The sequence below is a fragment of the Hoeflea sp. EC-HK425 genome (assembly GCF_902498795.1).
GTDB classification, from domain to species: Bacteria; Pseudomonadota; Alphaproteobacteria; order Rhizobiales; family Rhizobiaceae; genus Hoeflea; species Hoeflea alexandrii.
On the sequence record NZ_LR701572.1, the window covers coordinates 951,153 to 972,119 of the forward strand.

Annotated in this window: 20 protein-coding genes; 13 read left to right on the forward strand and 7 right to left on the reverse strand. The window is 62.0% G+C overall.

Going from position 1 to position 20,967, the window contains the following annotated elements; all coding sequences use genetic code 11:
- Window positions 1-99: 99 nt before the first annotated feature.
- The gene (locus SPHINGO391_RS07250; protein WP_193217219.1) at window positions 100-1,377 is read left to right on the forward strand and encodes a DUF3422 family protein; all 1,278 of its coding nucleotides are present in this window, start codon (window positions 100-102) and stop codon (window positions 1,375-1,377) included.
- Between the two features lie 3 nt (window positions 1,378-1,380).
- Here SPHINGO391_RS07250 and SPHINGO391_RS07255 read toward each other — a convergent pair whose 3' ends face one another.
- Entirely contained in the window at window positions 1,381-2,079 is a 699-nt protein-coding gene (locus tag SPHINGO391_RS07255) for a TetR/AcrR family transcriptional regulator (RefSeq protein WP_152008193.1), read from the reverse strand.
- A gap of 85 nt (window positions 2,080-2,164) precedes the next feature.
- On the opposite strand from SPHINGO391_RS07255, the gene SPHINGO391_RS07260 reads away from it, so the two are divergent.
- The 8 genes from SPHINGO391_RS07260 to SPHINGO391_RS07295 all read left to right on the forward strand — a co-directional run bounded on the left by SPHINGO391_RS07260 (window position 2,165) and on the right by SPHINGO391_RS07295 (window position 9,953).
- Window positions 2,165-3,520, forward strand: coding sequence for an NAD(P)-binding domain-containing protein (locus SPHINGO391_RS07260; protein WP_152008194.1), 1,356 nt, complete (start codon window positions 2,165-2,167; stop codon window positions 3,518-3,520).
- Window positions 3,517-4,419, forward strand: a complete 903-nt coding sequence (locus tag SPHINGO391_RS07265; protein WP_152008195.1) for a bile acid:sodium symporter family protein — start codon at window positions 3,517-3,519, stop codon at window positions 4,417-4,419. The genes SPHINGO391_RS07260 and SPHINGO391_RS07265 overlap by 4 nt, the downstream gene beginning before the upstream one ends.
- Window positions 4,416-5,354 carry an SDR family oxidoreductase gene (locus tag SPHINGO391_RS07270; RefSeq protein WP_152008196.1) on the forward strand — a complete coding sequence of 313 codons (939 nt, stop codon included), beginning with the start codon at window positions 4,416-4,418 and terminating at the stop codon, window positions 5,352-5,354. The genes SPHINGO391_RS07265 and SPHINGO391_RS07270 overlap by 4 nt, the downstream gene beginning before the upstream one ends.
- Entirely contained in the window at window positions 5,351-6,118 is a 768-nt protein-coding gene (locus SPHINGO391_RS07275) for an SDR family NAD(P)-dependent oxidoreductase (RefSeq protein WP_152008197.1), read from the forward strand. Before SPHINGO391_RS07270 ends, SPHINGO391_RS07275 begins: the two co-directional genes overlap by 4 nt.
- 157 nt (window positions 6,119-6,275) lie before the next feature.
- Window positions 6,276-6,953 (forward strand): CerR family C-terminal domain-containing protein, encoded by a 678-nt coding sequence (locus tag SPHINGO391_RS07280; RefSeq protein ID WP_152008198.1) that lies wholly within the window; start codon window positions 6,276-6,278, stop codon window positions 6,951-6,953.
- Window positions 6,953-7,906 carry an HlyD family efflux transporter periplasmic adaptor subunit gene (locus SPHINGO391_RS07285; RefSeq protein ID WP_152011473.1) on the forward strand — a complete coding sequence of 318 codons (954 nt, stop codon included), beginning with the start codon at window positions 6,953-6,955 and terminating at the stop codon, window positions 7,904-7,906. The genes SPHINGO391_RS07280 and SPHINGO391_RS07285 overlap by 1 nt, the downstream gene beginning before the upstream one ends.
- Window positions 7,903-8,820, forward strand: coding sequence for an ABC transporter ATP-binding protein (locus tag SPHINGO391_RS07290; RefSeq protein WP_152008199.1), 918 nt, complete (start codon window positions 7,903-7,905; stop codon window positions 8,818-8,820). Before SPHINGO391_RS07285 ends, SPHINGO391_RS07290 begins: the two co-directional genes overlap by 4 nt.
- Entirely contained in the window at window positions 8,817-9,953 is a 1,137-nt protein-coding gene (locus SPHINGO391_RS07295) for an ABC transporter permease (RefSeq protein ID WP_152008200.1), read from the forward strand. Before SPHINGO391_RS07290 ends, SPHINGO391_RS07295 begins: the two co-directional genes overlap by 4 nt.
- Before the next feature lie 123 nt (window positions 9,954-10,076).
- Here the strand turns inward: SPHINGO391_RS07295 and SPHINGO391_RS07300 are convergent, their stop codons facing one another.
- The 4 genes from SPHINGO391_RS07300 to SPHINGO391_RS07315 all read right to left on the reverse strand — a co-directional run bounded on the left by SPHINGO391_RS07300 (window position 10,077) and on the right by SPHINGO391_RS07315 (window position 12,870).
- The gene (locus tag SPHINGO391_RS07300) at window positions 10,077-10,328 is read right to left on the reverse strand and encodes a phosphoethanolamine transferase domain-containing protein (RefSeq protein ID WP_193217220.1); all 252 of its coding nucleotides are present in this window, start codon (window positions 10,326-10,328) and stop codon (window positions 10,077-10,079) included.
- A 139-nt stretch (window positions 10,329-10,467) separates the two neighbouring features.
- Window positions 10,468-11,883 (reverse strand): HAMP domain-containing sensor histidine kinase, encoded by a 1,416-nt coding sequence (locus tag SPHINGO391_RS07305; protein ID WP_152008202.1) that lies wholly within the window; start codon window positions 11,881-11,883, stop codon window positions 10,468-10,470.
- A complete protein-coding gene (locus tag SPHINGO391_RS07310; protein WP_152008203.1) occupies window positions 11,880-12,551 on the reverse strand; it encodes a response regulator transcription factor in 672 nt (223 codons plus the stop codon). The genes SPHINGO391_RS07305 and SPHINGO391_RS07310 overlap by 4 nt, the downstream gene beginning before the upstream one ends.
- A gap of 4 nt (window positions 12,552-12,555) precedes the next feature.
- Window positions 12,556-12,870, reverse strand: a complete 315-nt coding sequence (locus SPHINGO391_RS07315) for a PepSY domain-containing protein (protein WP_193217221.1) — start codon at window positions 12,868-12,870, stop codon at window positions 12,556-12,558.
- A gap of 130 nt (window positions 12,871-13,000) precedes the next feature.
- On the opposite strand from SPHINGO391_RS07315, the gene SPHINGO391_RS07320 reads away from it, so the two are divergent.
- The 4 genes from SPHINGO391_RS07320 (at window position 13,001) to SPHINGO391_RS07335 (ending at window position 18,278) form a co-directional block, all read left to right on the forward strand.
- Complete coding sequence (locus SPHINGO391_RS07320; protein ID WP_152008205.1) at window positions 13,001-13,273, forward strand: PepSY domain-containing protein; 273 nt, start codon at window positions 13,001-13,003, stop codon at window positions 13,271-13,273.
- Complete coding sequence (locus SPHINGO391_RS07325; protein ID WP_152008206.1) at window positions 13,273-13,854, forward strand: cytochrome b/b6 domain-containing protein; 582 nt, start codon at window positions 13,273-13,275, stop codon at window positions 13,852-13,854. The genes SPHINGO391_RS07320 and SPHINGO391_RS07325 overlap by 1 nt, the downstream gene beginning before the upstream one ends.
- Before the next feature lie 312 nt (window positions 13,855-14,166).
- Entirely contained in the window at window positions 14,167-15,573 is a 1,407-nt protein-coding gene (locus tag SPHINGO391_RS07330) for a bifunctional enoyl-CoA hydratase/phosphate acetyltransferase (protein ID WP_152008207.1), read from the forward strand.
- A gap of 404 nt (window positions 15,574-15,977) precedes the next feature.
- On the forward strand, window positions 15,978-18,278 hold the full coding sequence (locus SPHINGO391_RS07335; protein ID WP_152008208.1) for a hypothetical protein: 2,301 nt from the start codon (window positions 15,978-15,980) through the stop codon (window positions 18,276-18,278).
- A gap of 130 nt (window positions 18,279-18,408) precedes the next feature.
- Here SPHINGO391_RS07335 and SPHINGO391_RS07340 read toward each other — a convergent pair whose 3' ends face one another.
- Together SPHINGO391_RS07340 and SPHINGO391_RS07345 are read right to left on the reverse strand one after the other, a co-directional pair.
- Entirely contained in the window at window positions 18,409-19,263 is an 855-nt protein-coding gene (locus SPHINGO391_RS07340) for a universal stress protein (RefSeq protein WP_152008209.1), read from the reverse strand.
- Window positions 19,264-19,276: 13 nt separating this feature from the next.
- On the reverse strand, window positions 19,277-20,761 hold the full coding sequence (locus SPHINGO391_RS07345; protein ID WP_152008210.1) for a SulP family inorganic anion transporter: 1,485 nt from the start codon (window positions 20,759-20,761) through the stop codon (window positions 19,277-19,279).
- Window positions 20,762-20,967 lie beyond the last annotated feature (206 nt).

The following is a 20,967-nucleotide window of genomic DNA, read 5'->3' on the forward strand; positions in this document are numbered from 1 at the left end:
GCCTTTACGTGATCTATATGCTGGCTCTAAATGCACACCATTCGGGGCGGGCAGCAATCGGGCATTCCGATCGGGCCGGCGATGACAGGGATGAGCAGCATGGGCAGATTTTCTTTTCCGATGGCGCAGGGACGGGCGGAAGCGCTGGGTGAAATCCACGCCCGCCCCTTTGCTCTCGTCGGCCAGTCCCGGGTAATTTTCCAGCTGGCGTTTCTCACCGAGGGCGGCTCGGTTGTCGATCACGCGGTCCTGGCCGGTCTGGCGCGGGCCCGGGGCGTTGCCGCGCCCGGCCGCGATGCCGCGCATTTCGCCATGGGTTGGGGGCAGGGCACCCTGCGATGGGAACGGCACACGGAATTCTCGACCTATTTCTGGGATGCGCCAGCGCCGTCACGGTTCGGCGATGCACTCGATACCCATCCCTTCGGCGACCAGTTTTCGCCGCCTGGCAGCCTGATTGCCGGGGTGCGGCTGGAAGTCCGTCCGGAATCGGCGGAAACACAGGCGGCGCTCGAGAGTTTCGATCCGACCAGTCTTTGCCTGAGCGAGGTCAAGGACGGACAGGCGCTGATCGCCACCGACTTCCGTCAGGACGGGGACGGCCTGACCCGGATCCTGGTGATCGACAAGGGCATGACCGATGCCGGACGTGGCGCGGTGGTGCAGCGGCTTCTCGATATCGAGACCTATCGCACGCTTGCTGCACTCGGGCTTTCGCTGGCGCGCTCGCTGTCACCCGAGATGCGGCGGATCGAGGACGGGCTGACCAAGATCACGCAGGGCATGAAGACCGGGGCCAGGGAAAATGCCGACAGCCTGCTGGCCGACATTACCGTGCTTGCCGCCGAGCTTGAGGCCAATGCAGCGCTCAGTCTCTACCGGTTCGGAGCAAGCCGGGCCTATTACAACATCGTGGGGGAGCGCATCTCGTCGCTCAACGAGAGCGGCCAGCCCGGTTTCGAGACTATAGGTGCCTTCCTGGAAAAGCGGCTGGCACCTGCAATGCGCACCTGCCAGTCGATCGAGGAGCGCCAGGCGAACCTTTCGCGCAAGCTGTCGCGCGCCACGGCGCTGCTTCGAAGCTGGATCGACGTCGAACTGGAACAGCAGAACAGCGCGCTGCTGAGTTCGATGAACCGCAGGGTGAAGCTGCAACTCAGGATGCAGCAGACCGTGGAGGGGCTCTCGGTGGCGGCGATTTCCTATTACATCGTCGGTCTGTTCGGCTACCTGGTCAAGCCGCTCGACGGTCTCGGGTTGCCGATCAAGGCGGGCATGATGTCGGCACTGTTCGTGCCGGTGGCAATCGGCTTTACCTGGATGGTGGTCCGCTCGATCCGCAAGGGGCATGCGGTCGAAGACAAGGCCGGGGAATAGAGTTCAGCGGTTTGGAGCAGCACCAAGCCCGGCGTGCATGCCCGCTTCGCAGAACCTGACCAGATGATCGGCGAGCCGGTCCATGGCGGGTTGATTGCCGACAGCCGCGGACAGGGCCTCGATCCGCCATGTCGAGGTTGACAGCGACAGCATCGAGGACACCGAGAAGATGAAGCTCACGGCGATCGTCGACCTGTCGGCATGCGGGAACAGCCGCGCGATCTCGGCGATGAAGATCCCGGCTGTCGGGTCGAAGCAACGCTCGGAGATCCTGTGCCAGCGCGCGTCGGCGGAGACCATCGCCACCAGCCGCGCATAGGCCAGCCATTGCGGGTCGCCGGCGCCAGCCTTTTCGAGGTAGGGGCGCAGAAAGGCGGACAGCAAGGCCTCAAGCGTTGGCTCGGTGTCGAGTGTCTTCAGCGCCGACAGTGCATCAAGCCGCAATTGCGACAGTTCCGAAGCGCGCCGTTCGACGACGCGCTCGAACAGCGTTTCCTTGCTTACATGGTGGAAGCTGATCGAGGCGATCTGTGTGCCAGCGGCCTTGGCTATGTCGCGCACCGAGGCGCCGTCATAACCGCGCTCGGCAAAAAGCCGCTCTGCGGCATCGAGGATGCTCAGGCTGGTTGCCAGCGACCGTTTGGAAGCAGCGCGTCGGCGCGGCTTGTCCGGCGTGTCGGCGCTTGGTGATCTAAGGTTCATGATTCATCTTGCCTTAATTTGAACGATCGTTCAATATTGAGTCGAGGAAGAAATCCACTGAAGCCAGGGAGGGGGACAGTTGGACATGAGAGTTGAGACGGCCCAGAAGGATGCGGCCGGGCCTGGAGATCTGCGCGGTCATTATGCGTTGATCGGCGCGGGCCCGATGGGGCTGGCCATGGCCAAGACCATGATAGAACAGGGCATCGCCTTCACAGGATTCGAGCTGCATGCCGATGTCGGCGGCCTTTGGGACATCGACGGTCCGAAGTCGACCATGTACGAGACCGCGCACCTGATCTCTTCAAAGAAGATGACCGAGTTCACGGATTTCCCGATGGATAGCCAAGTGGCCGAATATCCGTCGCACCGCGAACTGAAGGACTACTTCCGCAAGTTTGCACAGCATTTCGGAATTTATGATCACTACCGCTTTGGCGCCGAGGTGCTGAGCGCCGAACCGCTGGGCAAATCCGGCGAGGGCTGGCGGGTGACATGGCGGGAGGCCAACGGTACCGAGCATCACGCGGAGTTTGCCGGGGTGCTGATCGCCAACGGCACTTTGTCGGAACCAAACATGCCCGAATTCAAAGGCAGCTTTTCGGGCGAGTTGATGCATTCGAGCGCCTACCGGGACCCGGAGGTCTTCAAGGGCAAGCGGGTGCTGATCATCGGGGCGGGCAATTCGGGGTGCGACATTGCCGTTGACGCCATCCATCACGGCAAGAGCTGCGACATCTCGATGCGTCGCGGATATTACTTCGTGCCGAAATATGTGTTCGGCCGGCCCGCAGACACGATGGGCGGGGCGATCAAGCTGCCGATGTGGCTCAAGCGCCGGATCGACGGCATGATCCTGAAATGGTTTACCGGAGACCCGTCCAAATACGGGTTTCCGAAGCCGGACTATGCGCTTTACGAATCCCACCCGGTGGTCAATTCGCTGATCCTGTTCCATGCCGGGCATGGCGACATCAAGGTGCGCCCGGATATCGACAGGTTCGAGGGCAACACGGTGCATTTCAAGGATGGGTCGCAGTCCGACTACGATCTCATTCTGGCCGCGACCGGCTACAAATTGCATTACCCGTTCATCGACAAGTCGCTTCTGAACTGGCAGGGCGATGCGCCGCATCTGTTTCTCAACTGCCTGCATCCCGAGCGCGACGATCTGTTCGTGCTTGGCATGGTGGAGGCTTCCGGTCTCGGCTGGCAGGGGCGCCACGAGCAGGCCGAGATGGTGGCGCGTTACATTGCCGGGCTGAAGAACGGTGTCATGGCTGCCAAGGCCCTGCGCGGGGAAAAGGCCGCGGGCTTCAAGCGCGCCACCGGCGGCATGAACTATATCGATCTGCCGCGCATGGCCTACTACGTCGACAAGGCGACCTACCGAAATGCCGTGACCAACTGGGTCGCGGCGCTGAAGGGGGGCGGCAAATGAGCGATATCGACGCCATCAGGCTGAACTTCAGTCCTGAGAGCCTGATGCTGCTCAATGCCATCCTGGCGATCGTCATGTTCTCGATCGCGCTTGACCTCAGGCCATCCGACTTCCGTGCGCTGGTGCGGACGCCGAAAGCCCTGCTCACCGGCATGGTGTCGCAATTCGTGGTGCTGCCGGCGCTGACATTCGCGATGCTGCTTGCGACCAATCCCCAGCCATCGATCGCGCTGGGTCTGATTCTGGTGGCGGCCTGTCCGGGTGGCAACATTTCCAATTTCATCACCCACCGGGCTGGCGGAAATTCGGCGCTGTCGGTCTCGATGACCGGGGTTGCAACGCTAGCGGCCATCATCATGACGCCGTTCAACGTCGCCTTCTGGGGCAATCTCTACGAGCCGACGCGGGCGATCCTGCGGCAGACCACGCTGGACCCGGTGTCGATTGCCATCACCGTGTTCTTCATGCTGCTGCTGCCATTGATGCTCGGCGTTCTGCTCAATGTTCGGCTGCCGGATTTTGCCGCAAGGATCCGCAAGACCATGCAGCGGATCTCGATGGCGATCTTCGTGGGCTTCATCGTGCTGGCGCTTGCCGCGAACTGGGCGTTTTTCCTGTCCTATGCCGGTGCTGTCGCGGGTCTGGTGATCCTGCACAATGCGCTGGCATTGTCGGGCGGCTATCTGTCGGCCCGATTGGCAGGGCTGTCAGAGTATGATCGGCGGGCTATCACGATCGAGACCGGTATCCAGAATTCGGGTCTTGGCCTGGTGCTGATCTTTGCGTTCTTCGGCGGGCTCGGCGGCATGGCGGTGGCCGCGGCATTCTGGGGTGTCTGGCATGCGATCTCCGGGCTTGCGCTGGCGGCACTCTGGTCGCGCCGGGAGGCCCGGCGATGAGCCGCGTTCTGGTGACCGGCGCTGCCGGAGCGGTCGGGCAAGTGCTCATCCAGGAACTGGCGGCCGCCGGTGTCGAGACGCTGGCGACCGACATTCGCAGGCCTGGCGACATGCCCGATGGTGTCGACTTCATGACGCTGGATGTGCGCGGGGATGATGCGAAGCGGGTCATCGGCGACTTCAAGCCGGACGTGATCGTGCATCTGGCATCGATCGTTTCGCCGACGCGCGGCATGACCCGCGAATTTGCCCATGATGTCGATGTGAAGGGCACGCACAACGTTCTCGATGCGGCCATCAGCCTCGGCGTGAAGCGCCTGGTGGTGACCTCCTCTGGCGCGGCCTATGGCTACCATGCCGACAATCCGGTGCCGCTTTGCGAAAGCGATCCGGTGCGGGGCAATCGCGAGTTTGCCTATTCGGACCACAAGCGGCAGGTGGAGGAAATGCTGGCTCAGGCGCGCGCTTCTCATCCCGGTCTTGAGCAGGTCGTGCTCAGGGTGGGCACGGTGCTCGGCGCCGGGCTTGAAAACCAGATCACGGAGCTGTTTCACCGGCCCAAACTGATCGCGGTCACGGGATCGGACAGCCCCTTCGTGTTCATCTGGACGCGGGACCTGGCGCGGATTCTCAAGCGCGCGGCGGGCGAGGGCCCGGCGGGCATCTTCAATGTCTGCGGGGACGGGGCGCTGTCGGTGCACGACCTCGCGAAAGCGCTCGGCAAACCGGTGATGGCGCTGCCTGCCTGGGTGCTGAAAGCGGCGCTCGGCATCGCGCGGCCGCTGGGCCTTTCACGCTACGGACCCGAGCAGGTCCGGTTTCTGCAATACCGCCCGGTGCTCGACAACAGGGCCCTGAAGACCGTGTTCGGGTACAAGCCGGAGCTCAGCAGTGCCGAGACATTTGAGCTTTGGCGCAAGGCGGCGGGTCTATGAGCCGCGTCGCAGTCATCACCGGCGGCGCCGGCGGGCTTGGACAAGCGCTGGCTCATCAGCTTCTCAAGGAGGATTGGCGTGTCGTTCTGATGGACCTGCCGGGTGCCTTGCAGGTTTTGAAGCTTGAAAGCGAGCGGGTGGAGCGTGTCGCCTGCGATCTGACCGATGAAGCGGCGGTTGCCTCGGTCTGCGCCGGGATTTCGACGCGGCATCCGGCACTCGATCTTGTCATCCACAATGCCGGGGTCACCCAGATCGGGCTTTTTGACGAAACCACTCTCGCCTCGCAACGGCTGGTGATGGAAATCAACTATTTCGGGTCGGTGCGGGTTGCGGCGGGCCTGCTCAAGGCGGTGCGGGCGGGTAAGGGGACGCATCTGGCGGTCTCGTCGGTGGCTGGCTTCGCGCCGCTCTACAAGCGCACGGCCTATGCCGCGAGCAAGCATGCACTGAATGGCTTCTTCTCGTCGCTTGCCTCGGAAGAAGCGCGGCACGGCGTCAGGGTGCTCATTGCCGCGCCGTCCTTCGTTGCGACCAATCCGGGACGACTTGACGCGGGAGAGGATGGCATAGGCAGGCCGGGGGCGGCCACGGACGGGTTTGACGAGATGAGCCCGGAGCAGGCCGCCGGTATCATCCTGGATGGCTGGCGGCGCGGGAAAGACTTCATTCCCGTCGGCCGGGTGGCAAGCCTTGGCTGGCGCATCAACCGGCTCTCTCCAAGGCTTTACAACTGGCTGATGATGCGGAAGATCCAGCCCTAACCCAAGCGTCTTTCCGAGACGCTGCTTGAGAAGGGACCCGGCTTTCCATGGGCGGGTGGCTGGTGAAGAAGCAGGTTTTTCACAAAATTCAATCAATCGATTGATTAATTTTTGGAACGGCGTTAGGGTTCTGCCAGATCACGTTCCGGAAGGTACCATGAACCAAAGTGCCGAAACCTCACCCAACACCGCGAAAGCCGGAGACCAGACCCGTACCGCGCTGTTGATGGCGGGCATCCGCCTGTTCGGGACAAAGGGGTTCGAAGCCACGTCGACGCGGGAGATCGCCGCTGCCGCGGAGGCAAACATTGCCTCTATTGCCTATCATTTCGGAGGCAAGGAGGGCTTGCGACTGGCCTGCGCGGAAATGGTGGGAAGCCGGATCCAGAGTGTTGTCGGTCCGGCGCTGATGACCATCGATCCCAAGGGGGACCCGGTGCTGGCGCAGGCCGCCTTCGAGCGGGTCCTCATGGGGGTGACCGATTTCATGCTCGGGCAGGTCGAGGCCCGCGACATTGCAGGCTTCATGGTGCGCGAGCTGGGAGCTCCAGGCGCCGTTTTCGACCGGGTCTACACCGATTTCATCCTGCCTGTGCATCGCAGCCTGTGCGACCTCCTGGGGCTGGCCACCGGCCAGGACCCGGAAAGCGACCTGATCCGCCTTGGCACCTTCAGCATTGCGGGTCAGGTCGTCTATTTCCGTATCGGGCACGCCATCGTCGCAAGGCGGATGGAGTGGAAAGCCGTCGGACCGGATGAGGTTGGCACCATCAAGGCGGTGATCCTGGCCAATATTCGCGCGTTCATCGCCACCAACAGAAAGCAGCAGTCATGATGTCCTTCATCTGCGCCCTTCCCATCCTTGCCAGCCTGTTTGCTGCCTGCGGTAGTGCCGGACCGCTCGCGGTCGGGTATGTCGAGGGCGAATATGTCCTGGTCGCCCCCATCGAAACGGCCCAGGTCGTGGATCTTGCGGTCAGGCGTGGCGACAGGGTCGCCAATGGCCAGGCGCTGGTGCGGCTTGAGCGGCGGGATGCGGAGATTGCCGTGGCGCAGGCTGAAGCCGGGTTGGCGCAGGCGGAACGGCAGCTGGCCAATCTGCAGGAAGGACGACGTCCGGAAGAAATAGCCAGCATCGTCGCCTCGCTGAGATCGGCCCAGGCCCAGGCGGCGGAGGCCGAACGGGTCCTTCAACGCCAGTCGGACCTGCTCAGCCAGGGCATCTCCACCCAGGCGGCCTTTGACTCAGCCGCGACCGCGGTCGAGCTCAACAAGGCCAAGGTCAGTGAGCTCGAAGCCAATCTGGCGGTCGCCAGACTGCCGGCACGCGAAAACGAGATCAGGGCTGCGCAGGCCGCGGTAGACCAAGCCGCCGCGGTTCTCGATTCTGCTGAGTGGCGGCTTTCCAAGCGGGTGCTGTCGGTCCCCTTGTCCGGTGTCGTCTCGGACATCATCCGCAATGCCGGCGAGGTGGCAGGGCCGCAGGCGCCGGTCTTGTCGGTGCTGCCTGAAGGTGCGGTCAAGCTCAAGGTCTATGTGCCGGAAACCGCGCTTTCCAGCATCGGGGTGGGGGAAACCCTTGTGGTGCGGTGTGACGGTTGCGGTGACGGAATGCGGGCAACGGTGAGCTATGTTTCGCCCGATCCCGAGTTCACCCCGCCGGTGATCTATTCTCTCGAGAACCGCCAGAAGCTGGTCTATCTGGTCGAAGCGCGACCGGATGCGGATGCCGCCGCATTGATGCCCGGGCAGATCGTTGACGTCGACCTTGCCGGGAGCGGACAGTGAACGCGATCGAGGTCCAGGGGCTGGTCAAGCGTTTCGGTGACAAGACCGTTGTCGACAATGTCTCGATGTCGGTGGCCGAAGGCGAGATCTCGGGATTCCTCGGGCCGAACGGATCGGGCAAGACCACGACGATCCGGGTCATGTGCGGGCTGCTGACACCTGACGAGGGCGAGGGGAGGGTGCTTGGCCATGACATCCGCACCGAAGGGCAGCGGATCAAGCGCGAAGTCGGCTACATGACGCAGAGGTTCTCGTTTTACGAGGACCTGTCGATCGAGGAGAACCTGACCTTCGTCGCCCGGCTTTACGATCTTGATCCGGTCTCCGCCGTCGTGCGCGATACGCTGGAGGATCTGGGGCTGTTCTCGCGGCGCAAGCAGCTGGCCGGCACGCTTTCGGGCGGCTGGAAACAGCGTCTCGCGCTTGCCGCCTGCATCATGCACAAGCCGAAGCTGTTGTTGCTGGACGAGCCGACCGCAGGGGTCGACCCCAAGGCGCGGCGGGAGTTCTGGGATGAAATCCACATGCGGGCCAGCGCCGGGCTGACGGTTCTGGTATCGACGCACTACATGGACGAGGCGGAGCGTTGCCACCGGATCCACTACATTTCCTATGGCAAGCTGCTGGCCAGCGGCACCGTACCGGAGGTCATCCGCGATGCGGCGCTGACCACCTTCGTTGTCGAGGGCGGCAAAGTCACCGAGGCCGCGAGGATGCTGCAGGGCATGGCGGGCGTCGACCAGGTGGCGCCATTCGGGCTGACCCTGCATGTGGTCGGTCAGGACAGGCAAGCGCTTTCGGCGGCGATCGCGAGCGTGGCCGGACAAACCGGGATCAGCTACATCGAAGGCAGCACCAGCCTCGAGGATGTTTTCATCCAGTTCATGGGCAAATCGACGGACAACATGGCATGAACACGCTGTTCTCGTTCCGCCGGCTGATGGCGATCATCACCAAGGAAGCCATCCAGATGCGGCGTGACCGGATCACCTTCGCGATGATGCTGGGCGTGCCGCTGATGCAGCTGGTGCTGTTCGGCTTTGCCATCAACAATGATCCCAAGGGGCTGCCGGCGGCGCTGGTGACCACCAGCCAGGACCACTACACCCGCGCCATGGTCTCGGCGATGGAAAACACCGGCTACTACCGCTTCGATCACGTGGTGGCGAGCGCCGAGGAGGCCGACCGGCTGATCAAGTCAGGTGCCGTGTCCTTCGTGGTCACGGTGCCTTCGGATTTCGCGCGGCGGGTGCAGCGCGGCGATCATCCGCAGATCCTGATCGAGGCTGATGCAACCGATCCGTCGGTGGCTTCGGGAGCGATATCGACGCTCGGGACTGTGGCGGCGCAAGCATTGCTGCGCGAGCAGTCCGCCGAAGCGCAGGCCGCCGAGCAATCAACCGCAGCACTCAATGTGGTCGTTAACCAGCTCTACAACCCGGAGGGCATCACCCAGTACAACATTGTCCCGGGTCTCCTGGGCGTGATCCTGCAACTGACCATGGTGATGATGACCTCGATGGCACTGACGCGGGAAACCGAGCGCGGCACCATGGAGAACCTGCTTGCCATGCCGGCGAGCCCGCTGGAGATCATGCTCGGCAAGGTTCTGCCCTTCCTGGTCGTCGGCGGCGTGCAGGTCCTCGTGGTGCTGGTGGCGGCCAAGACGTTGTTCGGCGTGCCGTTTGTCGGCTCGCTCTGGCTGCTCTTGGTCAGCATCCTGATCTTCGTGCTGGCGCTGGTTCTGCTCGGCTACGCGTTTTCCACCCTGGCGCGGACCCAGATGCAGGCGATGCAGCTGACCTTCTTCTTCTTCCTGCCTTCGCTGCTGCTCTCGGGTTTCATGTTCCCGTTCCGCGGCATGCCGGCCTGGGCGCAGGCGCTCGGAGAAATCTTCCCGCTCACGCATTTCCTCAGGATCATCCGCGCGGTGATGCTCAAGGGAGCCGATCTGCAGGGCGTGGCGACACCGCTCGGCGCGCTCATGGTCTTTGTCGCGGCCTACATGGTGCTGGCGCTGATGCGGTTCCGCCGAACGCTGGATTAGGATCACGCAAGCAAGCAAGCCGGGGCGGTTCAGTCCGACCCCGGTATCCCGCTCATCTCGACGGCGCACGACAGCCTGATGTGACATCGAGAGCCTGGTGGTAGTGCTTCGCGTTCACATCCATCAGCCCAAGCACAGTGTGGAAGAGTTTGTCACGCGACAGGGTCTCGTCCACCAGGCCGGGGTCATCAGGTGGCCGGCTCCGGCGGGGGTGGTCTGGGTGGCGTTGCGGATCATGTGGTTGTCGATGATGACGCCAAGTTTCTGCATGATCCAGGACGCAGCCGCGGCGCTGAAAAGGGCGACGATGTAAATCGGCTTGGTGATGTATTTCACGGTCACGCTGATCGACAGTGCAGTCAGCAGTGCCGACATGCCGATCGCGAAGGCCCTGACCGTGTTGGCCCGGAAGTCGTCGTTGACGGCAAGGATAATCCAGGCGGCAACCAGCAGGCTGAGCGGAAGGCTGCCTATCGACGGCCGAACGAGTTTGATCAGAGGAATTCCATGAAGTCTAGCGGCCGTGTTCTTTGGTGTTTTTTGGGAGCGCCCGCCCGGAGGGTGCATCCGGTGAGGTCAGCGGTATGACAATCCGCGCCTCCAGCCCACCCAATTGTGCCGTGCCGAGTTCAAGCCGGCCGCCGAAGGACTCGACGATGTCACCGGAAATGGCGAGCCCCAGCCCCGCGCCGAGATCGGACTGGTCCCGCCGCTTTTCGGAGCTGATGGCCTCGGCTCCGGCGTCCGGATCAAGCCCCGGGCCGTCGTCTGAGATCCGGATCATGATTGCGTCCGGTGATGCCTTGGCCGCGATCAGGATCCGTGAACTTGCATACCGAACGGCATTTTCGGCAAGATTGCCGATCAGTTCATTGAGATCGTCCGCATCGACCGGGACAGTCAGGGCTGCTTCGACTGTGCATTCCAAATCCAGACTTTCCCCTTCCGGTGTGCGCTTGAGCGCACGCAAGATGCCATCGACAACCGGCCGCAGCGGCGTGCGGTCCTGGCTTCGGCCATGACGCAAACGGGCACGGGCAAGTTCCCGCTGAATATGCCGGCGCATGCGTCCGGTCAGTTCGGAAATGTCATCGGCGATGCCGGTTTCTCCCTTCAAACGGAGCCGTTCGACATCGGAGACCAGCGCGGACAGGGGTGTCTTGAGGCCATGGGCGAGGTTGGCAGCACGGTCCCTGGCGCGGCTGATGGCCTGATCCTGGGCCTCCAGCAGGGCGTTGACTTCCTCAACGAGCGGGGCGACCTCCTGCGGCACGCGGTCTGCCTCAAGCCGTTTGAGGGTGCCGCTCCGGATGGCGCTGACGCCCGAGAGCACCCGGTAGACCGGCTTCAGGCCTTCGCCGATCTGAAGCAGGAAGCCGAGCAGCAGGACGATACCCAGGATTGCCAGCACCGGCGCGAGATCCCTGGCAAAGCCTGTCGCCAGCGCGCTGATCTCCGCGCGGTCGATGGCGACCGATACTCTGAGCGTGTGATCTCCGTCCGGTGCGGCAATGACCAGCATGATTTCATGCACCAGCAGCGTGGAGCCTTGCGGACCGCCGGTGTCGTGCACATGGGTATCTCCTGGGCTGAGCACATCACCGGGGATATCAAGATAGGTGTCCCACAGCGACCGCGACTTGAGCCGGGTGCCGGTTCCGGTGTCGTCGATCTGCCAGTAGAGCCCGCCGAAGATGGCCTGGAACCGTGGATCGACCGGCTCGCGGTCGAGCGAAAGCCCGGACTCCCGGTCAAAGCGCAGCCCACCGGTCAGCTGGTTGAGGTGGGTGTCGAGTTCCTGGCCGACGCGGCGTTCGAGATGGCGCGAGAACAGCGCGGAAAGGCTGAAGCCCGTGACCAGCAGGGCGGCGGCGACGACGATTGCCGCATAGGCAAACAGCCGGAAGCGAAGGGAGCGGGCGGTTCTCATGAAGAGCCATCCGGCTCGTTGACGATGTAGCCGAACCCGCGGCGCGTCTCGATGAGGGCTGCGGGCAGTTTCCGCCTGACGCGGCCGACCAGCACCTCGACGGCGTTGGATTCACGCTCGAAGTGGACCGATTGCAGATGCTCTGAGAGTTCCTGCTGGGACACCACACGGCCCTTGTGAAGCATCAGATAGGCGACGAGCCGGTATTCCTGCGGGGACAGGCTGACGGGAACGCCGCGGACGCTGAGCCGCATCTGCCGGGTGTCGAGTTCGGCATCGCCGACGATGACGACAGGGTTGGCCTGTCCGCCGGAGCGGCGGATGATGGCGCGCAGACGGGCAACGAGCTCCTCCATGCGGAACGGCTTGGGCAGGTAGTCATCGGCGCCGGCATCAATGCCTTCGACACGCTCGGTCCAGGCTCCGCGGGCGGTCAGCACCAGCACCGGGAAATCACGGCCTTCCGCACGCCAGCGCTTGAGCACCGTCAAACCGTCCATGCCGGGAAGACCAAGATCGAGAATGGCGGCGGCATAGGCTTCGCTGTCGCCAAGAAACCAGCCTTCCTCGCCATTGGCTTCACTGTCGACGACGAAGCCCGCCGCCTCGAGTGCGGTGGTGACATCCTGGCGGATTCTCTGATCGTCTTCGACTAGCAAGATGCGCATGGGATCAGTCGTCGGCTTCGAAGCTGAGAATTCTGGCGGTCCGGGCGTCTACCTCGTACTCGACGCGGCGCCCGCTGCGGTCGAGAACATAGATCTCGTAGACCGGGCTGTGCTTCGAGTTCTCGAACTCGATTTCGAGGATCTTGCCGTTGATCTGCGGTTTCAGTTTCTCGAGAATTTCCGAAAGCTGCATTATCTCGCCCTTTCTTACCGCGGCCTCGATGTCTTCGCGTTGACGATGGTCATCGTCAGCGCGTGCCGCTGCGGGCGCCAGCGCGAGTAGGGTGATCAGCAAGAGACGGCATATTGCAGGGTTCATGTGTGCAGCATCGCTGTTTGAAGATGACAAAATGCTGACAGACCCCATCAGCGGATTGTCATGATGGCTCTGCGATAAAGCCAGCGTCAACGGCCAGACGGCCAAACCACTTTATCGAAGGAGACATACCATGAAAACACCGCTTATCGCCGCCGTCCTTTTTTCGGTCATCGCGCCGGCCGCAGCGTTCGCCTCGCAGGACTGCCCGAACGTGCCGCGTGACCAGTGGATGAGCGATGCCGCCATCACCGAGAAGGCCAAGGCGCTCGGCTATGACGTGCGTTCGATCAAGGTCGATGACGGCTGTCTGGAAGCCTATGCCATGGACAAGAACGGCAAGCGCGTCGAGGTCTATTTCCACCCGGCTACCGGTGATGTTCTCAAGGTCTCGGCAGACGACTGATGACGCCGCTCAAGGCCACGATGGAAGCAGGCGACATTCAGTCGCCTGCGACCGTCCGGGTGTGGGACCCGCTGGTCAGGATTTTTCACTGGTCGCTTGTCGGCCTGTTCACCTTCGCCTTTCTCACCGGCGATGAATGGCAGAAGCCGCACGAGGTGGCAGGCTACATCATTGCCGGGCTGATCGCCTTCCGGGTGATCTGGGGATTTGCCGGCACCCGCCACGCACGGTTTTCCTCGTTCATCTATCGCCCATCGACCGTGGCAGGGTTCCTCGCCGACACGATGCGGATGAAAGCCCGGCGTTATCTGGGGCACAATCCCGCGGGCGGGCTGATGGTGCTCGGGTTGCTTCTGGCCATCGCTGTGATCTCGCTGAGTGGATGGATGATGACAACCGATGCCTACTGGGGCGTGGGCTGGGTCCAGGAACTGCATGAAGCGGCTGCCTTCAGCGCCGTTGGTCTTGTGGCGCTGCATGTCGGCGGCGTCCTTGTCGCCAGTTTCGAGCATGGCGAGAACCTGGTCCGCGCCATGGTGACCGGCCGCAAGCGCGCGCCTGGCCCGAACGACATCGCCTGAGCGTCAAAGCCCCCGCACGACGCTTGGGCCGACCTGCCAGTTGCCGCCGCGCTGGCAGGTCATTTTGTGCTTGCTCGCCGCCAGCGGCGCGCGAGGCTCAACGCATGCCCGCGGATATGAGGCTAGCCTGTGGCGGCAGCACCGAAAACAGGGGCCGCGGCAGCCCCGGTGTCTTGTGTCTGTTGCACTGCTGGGGCAAGTTCGCTGCCGTCCGGGTCCGCAACCGGAACCTGGCTGGAACACCGTCCTGCAACGCCCGTCTCCGCGCACCCCACCGGTTGCGGTCAAACCAAGCGCCTTTGGAGTGTCTCAATGGATCTGATCGAGAATCGCACGCTTGACGAAATCAAGATCGGAGACCGGGCCGAAATCCAACGGGTGCTGACCCAGCCCGACATTGCGCTGTTTGCCATGGTGTCCGCCGATATCAACCCCGCAACTCTCGTGGATGGCGAGGAGGAAGGTCCGGAACTCACGCAGGGCATTGCCCATGGCATGTGGGCCGGCACGCTGATTTCTGCGGTTCTGGCGACGCGGCTGCCGGGTCCGGGAACCGTACATCTGGGTCAGACGCTGACATTTCACCGACCGGTCAATGTCGGCGACCGCATCGTGGTTCGCGTCGAAGTGACCGGCATCGACAAGGCCACGGGGCAGATCACTCTGGACTGTACATGTGTGAATGCCGAGGGCGAGACGATCGTGTCGGGGCAGGCCAAGGTGCAGGCGCCGCGTACCAAGATCCGCCGGCGCATCGCCCGCATGCCGGCGTCCCATCTCAAGGCCCCGGGCGTGCGCTTCGGCGCACTTGTCGAGCGCGCAAGGGCGCTCGATCCGCTGTTGACCGCCATTGTCCACCCCTGCGATGCGCTGAGCCTCGGCGGGGCGCTGGCGGCGCGCGACGAGGGCATGATTGTGCCGGTGCTGGTCGGCCCGACGGCCAAGATCATGGCTGCGGCAGAGCAGGCGGGGCTGGATATCAGCGGTCTTGAGATCGTCGATGCGCCGCACAGCCACGCGGCGGCGGAAGTGGCCGTGGCGCTGGTGCACGAGGGCCGCGCCGGCGCGCTGATGAAGGGCAAGCTACACACTGACGAGCTTCTGATGGCCGTGCTCGACAAGACCAAGGGCCTGCGGACCGAGCGGCGTCTCTCCCATGTCTTTGCGCTCGACGTGCCGGGTCAGAACCGGACGCTGTTCGTCACCGACGCAGCGATCAATATCTCGCCCGATCTCGAAGCTCTGAAAGACATCGTGCAGAACGCCATCGATCTGGCCATCGCCATCGGCGTGGAGGTGCCGCTGGTGGCGCTGCTGTCGGCCGTCGAAACCGTGACCGGCAAGCTGCCCTCGACGCTGCTCGCAGCGGCCATCTGCAAGATGCACGACCGGGGCCAGATCACGGGCGGCAAGGTCGACGGGCCGCTGGCCTTCGACAACGCGATCTCGCCTGCCGCGGTCGCCGCCAAGGGCATCGTCTCCGACGTGGCGGGCCATGCCGATATCCTGGTCACGCCAAATCTGGAAAGCGGCAACATGATCGCCAAGCAGCTGATCCACCTGGCCGGCGCGTCGTCGGCCGGCATCGCGCTGGGCGCCCGCGTGCCGATCATGCTGACCAGCCGCTCGGACACCGTGGACGCGCGGATCGTGTCGGCGGCGCTGGCGAAAGTGTTTTATCACTGGCGGCGGCTAAGGCCATTGGGGTTGCCGGGGTAGGGGAGGAGCTGGATTGGGCCGGGAGCGGACGTTGGTTGCAACTGTAAAATCGAACTGACGATAACTGCAAGCGAACAATCTCTTCAACAAAAGCTTCGATTTCTAAATCATTCTGACAGCAGGCATTTTGGTTAATTGGGTCGCGGGTGAATTTGCCCTCCAAACGCTCACAGGCAATAGAAAAGCCCAACTGGCAAGTCAGCGCTGCCCAACCAAACGCTTTCCGCCGAGCACTAACCGGAGAAATGCGCGTGTGTGTGTGTCTCGCGATGAATTCGTCGGTCGCCAAATACAGAGTCGATTTTTAGGTTCAACAATTATATATTACATGGGTGAATACATTCATTTGACAATTCCATATTCAATTGGTGAAATAATTTGAATTAATGATTTGGAGGATAGAAATGAAAAATATTTTGAAATTGCCTGTATTTTTATTATTTTCATTGCCGACAGTTATGTTTTATGGGCCATCTAACGCGAACGATCTTCGCCTTCATTGGCAGGTGGATCAACCGTTTCGCTTTTTGAAATTTTCTTCAGATATGCGCATCCACGAAATGGCGTGGGAGGCCATAGGAGGGAAAGAATATTCTGGCTCCACCCCCGTCAGTGAAATGCAGAGCAAGCTAGCAGATGAGGCATGGTGGCGACGCCCCCACGGAAATGGGCGTTCGCCGATCCAAGAATACAGTGCTGCGAGACAAAATGAGAAAGCGTTGTACAGCCGTGATATCGGGCCGGTGCGGGTACGCTCCGGCTGGTCGTCACTCGCGCGCACAAGTGTTAGAGGAGACATTGCGAACGCGCATTGCTGGAATGAAGTCGAACAGGTCTACAGCGGTTGCAGTAGCGATGCGGGGGGCATCAAGGGCGCCAACGAATACATTATGCCTAAACGCCACATCGTAACGCTGGCCGCAAAAGGAAGCGGTTCTAACAGCATTTGCCGCATGGAAATGTTGGATGGTGACCTGCGCCGGGGCGGCGATTTCTTCGGCCTTCTCGATGGCGACGATCTTGCAAGCAGCGACGCAGTGCGAACCCTGGAAGTGGAGGACTGTTCGAAGGGTGTTAAGGCACAGCTAGCTTTCAAAGAAAGTTATCGCATCGCGGTCACGTTCACCTCCGGGCCTGCATCGGGGCAGTCTTTTGAGCAGGAAATCAAGGTCGAGGACAAGCTCATCGTGTCAATCGGCGACTCCTTCGCCAGCGGCGAAGGCAATCCGGACGTGCCGGTTGAGCTATACCATGCCAAAGCAATAGCGCCTTACACCTCTCCTAAGGCCGGGGCTACGGGGGACCACAACTTTGGACTGCCATATCGGGTGGCTGAGGCAGGAACCTACGCCAAATGGTTGGACACGAGATGCCACCGTTCCATGTACGCACCGCCAACACGCGCGGCCATCGCGCTCTCCTTCGCAGCAGATCGCCACCATGCCATCACTTTTCTAACATTCGCCTGTTCGGGCGCAGAAATCACCAACGGACTGTTCTGGCCACAAGATGGGGTAGAGTGCTCGGATCAGCCGGTTCTTCGAGGGAACCGACGGCGATTTATGGAGCCGCAAATCGGCGCGGTGGTGAATGCGCTGGCTAGGAGTCAAGGTTGGGCTAAATACGAAGGGCCGTCGCTTGACCCCGATGACCGGTTCCGAAACGAAGAACTGCGCGATGGCTCTCGAATATTAAGCTTTGGCCTGACCCGTGAGGGGCGCAAACGGCGCGCCGATGCGAACTTGCAGCAGAAACGGTGCCTTGCTTGGCCGGGCCAAATTCCCAGTATGTCCATGACTCCTGAATTGCGTCGGTCATCCTTCGTGCGGCCTATCGATGCACTTTGGCTGAGCATAGGCGGCAACGATATGGGATTTGCGGAGATTGCGGCGCGTGCCGTTCTGGATCCCAAGCCCTTTAATAGCCAGTCGCTGAATGAAATGACGTATCGTCTCATTCGGGGTTTCGTGACCACTAAAGAGGCGGAGTTAGAAAAAAGATGGAGCAGAGACCTGCCAGGTCGACTTAACCTTCTCGTGGCCGGGTTGAAAGATAAGCTGGAAGTTGAGCCCGGCAAAGTGCTGTGGGTTGAATATCCTTCACCATTCAACGACGAAAATGGCGATCCGTGCGGTGTTTCGCGAAGTGGCCTGAACGTGACTTTTCTGACGGGGTATCGTGACAACGATCCCGATAGCGATGGGGCTGGCATCAGGGAGGCACAGAGTTTCTTCAACCAGCTCAACCTCAAACTTGCTAGTAAAGCCGGTTCGGCTGGCTACAGATGGGTGGACGGACATCAGAACGCTTACCTTCGAAACGGGGTCTGTGCATCGAAGAACGAGATTCTAGAGCAGGTCGATCTGCCGCGCATGCACATTCCGAGTCGCGTCTGGGAGAACGGGTTCAGCCCGTTGGACCTCAAGCCGTACGCGGATCGACAGCGCTACTTCCGTACTCTCAACGACTCCTACCTTCTCACGCATGGCTTTAAGAGAAAGCGCGAAGACCCGCCAGCCTTGCTACGATTGAGCATCACCGGCAAATTAAACATGGCCCGCTATATGGCAACTCGCGCCATCAATGGAGCCTTCCACGTTACCGCTCAAGGCAACGCCCATACCGCGGATGCTATATACTGCGCCAGCCTGCCAGTGTTGTTCGACAAGGACGGCGGGGGCTATTCGCAGCTGAGCTGTAAGTAGAACAGCGGTCGCGATTGTCTGGCGCCTGATGAGATGCAAGACCTATAGAATTGATCTCGCCGTTGCGATTCGACTACGCAAAGCGGGTCAATTCCTACCTGAGCCCGTACTTCTGCTCCGAGCCACCCATTCACCGCATCAGCAGCACAGGCGCCTTGCAGCTTCTGAGCATCTCGCTGGTCGTCGAGCCGAGCACGAAGGCGCGGATGCGGGAGTGGCCGTAGGCGCCCATGGCGACGAGGGCTGCGCCGTGCTCTTCGACGCGCTTGCCGAGCACTTCATCAGGCTGGCCTGCGAGGATGGTGGTCTCGACCTCAAGGCCCCCGCCCGTGAGGATGGCCTTGGCGTTTTCCTGCGCTTTCTCCGTGTCGCGGTTGCGTTGGCCGACGGTGACCAGATCGATCCTGAGGCCCGAAAACAGCTTGTTGCGGGCAATATGGTCGACCACGCGCTGGCTCGAGGCGCCGCCGTCGAAGGCCACGATCGCGGTGTCGATCGGCTTGAAGGCGCGCGAGGCGACAAAGACCGGCTTGTGGCTTGCACGGATGAAGCGCTCGAGATGGGCGCCGAGCCTGAGGCTGGCGAAATCGGCTTCCTCGCCGCGCTTGCCGACCATGATCATGCTGGCAGGGCCTTCCTGCTCGATCACGGTTTCGACGATCTCGCCCTGGCGCAGATGCGCGCCGACGACCTTCTGGCCTGCCGCCTCGATGATGGCGCGGGCATCGTCGAGAATGGCGCGGCCCTTCTGGCTCAAGAGCTTGGCGCGCTGCTCGTCGAGGGTGGAGAGCTCTTCGAGCAATGCGGTGCGGGCGCCGAGCGCAATCGAGCCGGAAAGATCGGACTTGCCGGCGCCGGATTGCCGGTCGAGCACGTGCAGCAGGTCGACTTCGGCATCCATCCGCGCCGCCGCCCAGGCGGCATGATCGCAGACGCTCTTCGAGTAGGTGGACCCGTCGACAAGGGCCAGGAGTATGTTGGTCATGATCTTGTCCTCCTCAATGCGACATCAACTGGTCCATCGCGCCCGGCTTGTCATGAATGGCAAGCCGGTCGACGATGGTTTCCGATGCCTCGTTCATGCCGATGATCTCGACCTCGGCGCCGTCGCGGCGGAATTTCAGCACCGCCATGTCGAGCGCCGCGACGCTGGAAATGTCCCAGATGTGAGCGCGGGAGACGTCGATGACGACCTTCTCCAGAACTTCGCGGAAATCGAAGGCCTTCATGAAATCTTCCGCCGAGGCGAAGAACAATTGCCCCTCGACGATGTAGCTGCGGGTGCGGCCGTCGTCCGACAGCGTCGAGCGGACGCCGAACAGCTGCGCGATCTTCCAGGCGAAGAACAGACCCGAGAGCAACACACCGACCAGCACGCCGATGGCGAGATTGTGGGTGAAGACGACGAACAGCACGGTCGCCAGCATCACCACGGAGGATGAGCGCGGATGGGTCCTGAGGCTCTTGATCGAGGACCAGGAGAAAGTGCCGATCGAGACCATGATCATGATCGCCACCAGGGCCGCCATCGGGATTTCAGCGACCGAGTCGCCGAGCACGACGATGAAGAACAGGAGCATGGCGCCGGCGACGAAGGTCGAAAGCCGTCCGCGGCCGCCGGATTTCACGTTGATGATGGACTGTCCGATCATGGCGCAGCCGGCCATGCCGCCGATGAAGCCGGTGGCGGTGTTGGCGATGCCCTGACCGACGCATTCCATGTTGCGGTTGGAAGAGGTGTCGGTGAGATCATCGACGATGGTCTGCGTCATCAGCGATTCAAGCAGGCCGACGGCTGCGACCGCGACCGAATAGGGCAGGATGATCCACAAGGTCTCGAGGTTGAGCGGGATATCTGGGATCAGGAACACCGGCAGCGTGTCGGGCAGGGCGCCCATGTCGCCCACCGTGCGCAGGTCGAAACCGAAGAACCAGGTGATGGCGGTAAGAACGACGATGGTGACCAGCGGCGAGGGGATGGCGGTGGTGATCAGCGGAAACAGGTAGATGATCGCAAGCCCGCCCGCGACCATGACGTAGGTGAGCCAGGGGACGCCGATGAGTTCGGGCAGCTGCGCCATGAAGATCAGGATCGCCAGCGCGTTGACGAATCCGGTCATCACCGATTTGGACACAAAGCGCATGACATAGCCGAGCCGGGCAATGCCCGCCGCAATCTGGATCAGGCCGGCGAGCACGGTGGCTGCGAGCAGATATTCAAGCCCGTGCTCCTTGACCAGCGTGACCATCAGCACCGCGGTTGCGGCCGTGGCAGCCGAGATCATGCCCGGCCGGCCGCCGACGATCGCGGTGATGACCGCAATCGAGAACGAGGCGTAGAGGCCGACCTTGGGGTCGACACCGGCGATGATCGAAAACGCGATTGCCTCGGGGATCAGGGCAAGGGCTACGACGAGGCCCGAGAGAATGTCGCCGCGGATATTGCCGGTCCATTGCGACGCATAGCTGTTGAACGAGATCATGGAGAGTTGGCGTCCTGTCCGGTGAAGGGATGTTTCGATGATGCTGTGCTTGCAGGAGTGGGCCGATGCAAAGCTGAACCAGGCCCTGCGTTCCTGCGTCCTGCAGGCAAATGATCCGAATGCGGATCAACGAGAGTGCCGTCTCGATACAGGCATAAGCCGCTGATGCCAAGCCAAGCCTGTTCGCAGCTGCGGAAAAACTGACC